General features: G+C 45.7%; 4 protein-coding genes. All 4 read left to right on the top strand.

Annotated features, from left to right (window positions below; genetic code table 11):
- Window positions 1-72 precede the first annotated feature (72 nt).
- Window positions 73-420 (top strand): GrpB family protein, encoded by a 348-nt coding sequence (locus tag QUB33_RS28935; protein ID WP_333357949.1) that lies wholly within the window; start codon window positions 73-75, stop codon window positions 418-420.
- Window positions 421-484: 64 nt separating this feature from the next.
- Window positions 485-901: a VOC family protein gene (locus tag QUB33_RS28940; protein ID WP_333357952.1), complete on the top strand. Its 417-nt coding sequence runs from the start codon at window positions 485-487 to the stop codon at window positions 899-901.
- 67 nt (window positions 902-968) lie between these two features.
- Window positions 969-1565 carry a Uma2 family endonuclease gene (locus tag QUB33_RS28945; RefSeq protein WP_333357955.1) on the top strand — a complete coding sequence of 199 codons (597 nt, stop codon included), beginning with the start codon at window positions 969-971 and terminating at the stop codon, window positions 1563-1565.
- A gap of 78 nt (window positions 1566-1643) precedes the next feature.
- Window positions 1644-2843, top strand: coding sequence for an FAD-dependent monooxygenase (locus QUB33_RS28950; RefSeq protein ID WP_333357958.1), 1200 nt, complete (start codon window positions 1644-1646; stop codon window positions 2841-2843).
- Window positions 2844-3278 lie beyond the last annotated feature (435 nt).

The raw sequence follows: 3278 nt of genomic DNA on the forward strand, positions 1-3278 counted from the left end.
ATTTTAAACCATCCTAATCTTCCTTCAGTCTTGTCTTATGGTACTTTGGCTGCTTAAAAACTGTCCGGAGTATTGTTAGTTGAGGTTAAAGATATTCTTAAACTCGATACACATAGTGCAGAAATGGAGGCATTAGGTTATCAAGCGATGGGTGAGTTTGGGATACCCGGTCGTCGTTATTTTCGCAAGGGTAGAACCCACCATATTCACAGTTTTGAAGTTGGTTCCCCGCAGATAGAGCGCCACTTAGCGTTTCGAGATTATATGATTACCCATTCTGAAGCCGCGCAGGAATACAGCGAACTAAAGATAAAACTTGCCCAAAAATACCCTGATAATATTCAGGCGTACATGGACGGAAAAGATGGCTTCATTAAAGCAATGGATCGGAAAGCGGCTAAGTGGCGAGCATCTCATTAAAATTATGATATTGGAAGTGGCAATTATTGATGCTAAGCCTAATATGACTGGAGCAACATAACATATGAGTGATATCGGTCTCACACACATCGCACTGCCCGTTTCTGATGTCGATCGCAGTATTGAATTCTACTCCAAGTATGCTGGAATGCAGGTCGTTCACCGCTGCATCGATGCAGAAGCAGGTGTTGCGGTGGTATGGCTTTCTGACCGCACTCGCCCTTTTGTAATTGTGCTAATTCAAAAAGATTCCGTACATCCCGTTCTGTCTCCCTTGGCACACCTGGGAGTAGGTTGCCAAAGCCGCGAATACATGGATTATCTCTGCGACAAAGCACGTCTAGAAGGCGTATTGCTTGAAGAACCAAAAGATTCTGGATATCCGATCGGCTACTGGGCTTTTTTGCGAGACCCGGACGCTCACACGCTGGAACTATCCTACGGGCAAGAAATCGGATTTACAGTGGAGAAAGCTACTTAAAGTTATAATAAAAAATTCGCCCTCCAAACCCGATCGTTTCTCATCTGGAAATAGACTGGAGAATCAAATGACCGCAGCAATCATCACACCACCCAGAAAAGAATCACCCCTTCTGTTTGAGGGACTCACTTGGAGAGAGTTCAAAGCAGTTGAGCAATTGTTAGACCGTCCAGGATATCGACTTTCTTTCCTGGATGGAGTTTTGGAGATTAAACTAATGCCAGGAGAACCCCACGAAACCGTTAAAGAAAGAATTGGTGCATTGTTGGAGCTTTACCTGCTGATGGGGGGGTTTGACTTTACTCCAACTGGCTCAATGACTCTGGAAAGTGAAACGGGAAAAGTCAAGCGAGAGGCCGATAAATCTTATAAACTTGCCCCTGGTCGTAGGCTACCCGATTTTGCGATCGAGGTCGTGTTTTCCAGTGGTGGCATCAACCAACTGGAGGCATACAAGCGGCTGAAGATAAAGGAAGTGTGGTTCTGGGAAGATGGATTGTTAGAGGTTTATCACCTCCGGGGAGAGGGCAATACACTTGATTATGAAAAGGTTTCTAGTAGTGAGGAGGTGAAAGGGATCGATTTGGATTTGTTGTTGCGTTGCATCAATATGGTGAATCATGTTGATGCAGTTAAGACTTTTCAACAGGCACTCCAGAAATAGCTGGGAATAGGGGATTGCGCCTCCTTTTACCACCTTTGTTAACATCTCAATATCCGCAAAAAGCAATGGGGAATGGCAATGACGCAAGTTGTAATTGTGGGCTCGGGGCCAACTGGTGCGGCACTTGCCTTACTGCTGGTGAAACGAGGTATTGCTGTTACCTTGGTTGAGGCGGCAAAAGATGCCTACCGAGTGTTTCGCGGTGAAGGGTTAATGCCCAGCGGATTGGATGCGATCGCCCAAATGGGCTTATCCACTATGCTAGAAAGTGTTCCACACCGACAAATTGATGCTTGGGAGTTCGTGGTGGGCGATCGGCAACTATTTCGAGTTGATGAGCCAATGGGATCAAATCGACCTTGTACACTGGTATCGCAACCGCCTTTGCTAGAAACACTAATTTCAGAAGCTCAGTTGCATCCAGAGTTTGAATTTATCCCAGGTGTTCCCGTAAAAGATTTACTGTACAGCAACGATCGCATTGCGGGTGTAAAGCTAGGAGATGGGCGAGAGATTCCTGCTGCACTTGTGATTGGTACAGATGGTAGAAACTCGGTGGTACGACAACGTGCAGAATTAGAGTTGGTAAAACAGCAGAATAGTATCGATGTTCTGTGGTTTAAACTTGCCGCTCATCCTCGGTTTGTGGCGGATAATGTATTTTATTCTATCCTGAATGGCGGTAGCGGATTTAGTGTCTTTCATGGGGCAGAATCAGGAAAACTTCATCTGGCTTGGGTGCTATCGGCAGATGACAAAACTGATTGGAAACACAGAGACTGGGCAGAAACTTTCGCATCGCGATCGCCTGCGTGGATGGCAGAACATTTCCGCAACTGTGCCGATACGATCGAACCTCCTATGCGATTATCTGTTGTCGTTGGTCGCTGTCCGCGCTGGTATCGACCAGGAATCATACTTTTGGGGGATGCTGCACACCCCATGTCTCCAGTTCGCGCTCAAGGAATTAACATGGCGTTACGCGATGTAATTGTGGCGGCCAATCACCTTGTACCTTTATTGAAAGCAGGGGCTAATTACGAGGATATTGACTTAGCATTATCGCGGATTCAGGCAGAACGCGAACCAGAAATTATTCGCGCCCAACAACTTCAAGCACAAGAAGCCGGGAAAGGCGAACAACTGCGAAAAAATCGATTATTGCGTTTATTGATGATGCAAACGGCTCCGTTTTTGGGTGAAAAAATTAAACAATTTTGGGTAAAAAAACAGTATGAATTGCGCCAAGGAGTAACAGAGGTAAAATTGGTTGTGTAAGGAACTCCATAGCTAAAGCTAGGGGCTTTCAGGAAGTCCGGCTCTAACGAGCGGTTCAAGAAGAAAGCCCGAACCTTACCAGAGACAGGATTAGACCTACGTTTTCTGAGTCACGATACCGGAGAATGCGACGCTAGTTTTCCGCTCTATCGCCAAAAGTTAAACATAATTGCTCAACCCCTTGACAAGAAGACGAGATAGACATTATACCAAATCCGATTATGGTAAACTACTTATGATCGAGGTTTCGGGCAGTTTTCGAGTGAAAGACTAAAAGTGTCATTTACCGTGGGTCTTGGGGGAGACAAAAGCCAAAAACACGCCCGGCGTAGCGTTCGCTCGCGCCAACCCTGCGAAGTTAGGAATGAAAAATAAATAACTTGATGTATTTTCGGCTATAATGAAAAACAGCCCTCGCTCGCAATTTTCACCAAA

Source organism: Microcoleus sp. B3-A4, assembly GCF_036705385.1.
In the GTDB taxonomy this organism is placed as follows: Bacteria; Cyanobacteriota; Cyanobacteriia; order Cyanobacteriales; family Microcoleaceae; genus Microcoleus.

Bases quoted from the DNA above. Each gene is read 5' to 3' on its own strand.
- QUB33_RS28950 (WP_333357958.1), top strand. From the start codon at position 1,644: ATGACGCAAGTTGTAATTGTGGGCTCGGGGCCAACTGGTGCGGCACTT.
- QUB33_RS28945 (WP_333357955.1), top strand. From the start codon at position 969: ATGACCGCAGCAATCATCACACCACCCAGAAAAGAATCACCCCTTCTG.
- QUB33_RS28940 (WP_333357952.1), top strand. From the start codon at position 485: ATGAGTGATATCGGTCTCACACACATCGCACTGCCCGTTTCTGATGTC.